At 68.8% G+C, this 458-nt stretch carries 1 protein-coding gene; it reads left to right on the plus strand.

Going from position 1 to position 458, the window contains the following annotated elements; all coding sequences use genetic code 11:
* Window positions 1-109: 109 nt before the first annotated feature.
* Window positions 110-458, plus strand: a 349-nt coding sequence (locus J5M58_RS26820) for an alkaline phosphatase family protein (RefSeq protein WP_207880405.1), incomplete at its 3' end; no start/stop codon positions are given.

Here is a 458-nt window from a genome sequence, read left to right on the forward strand (position 1 = left end):
CACCCGCCACCGTCGCGCCCAGCGCAAACACGCCGGCCTGCGCGTCCTCCGTTAGCGGCGACGCCCAGTTGTTCCTTTTCGGGCTCTGACAACGAAAAGGAACAGACGAATGGGTGGCTCCGCGATCATGGGACCGGTGCCGACCCGTAAGAAGCTCGTCCTCACCTACGTCGACTCGCTCCGCACCGACATGCTCGAACGGGCGGTCGCGGAGGGCAGGGCGCCGACCTTCGGGGCGCTGATCGAGCGCGGTGTCCTCGTCCCCGACTGCGTCTCCAGCTTCCCCTCGGTGACGCCGGTCGCGAGCGCCGAGATGGTCACCGGCGTCGGCGCCGACCGCCACTGGATCAGCGGCATGAACTGGTACCACCGGCTGGAGCGGCGCTACGTCGAGTACGGCTCCTCGCTGGAGGCGACCCGCGCCTTCGGCGTCTTCCGTGCCCTCTACGACCTCGTCT

The organism is Pseudomonas sp. 32_A (genome assembly GCF_017490905.1).
In the GTDB taxonomy this organism is placed as follows: Bacteria; Pseudomonadota; Gammaproteobacteria; order Pseudomonadales; family Pseudomonadaceae; genus Aquipseudomonas; species Aquipseudomonas inefficax.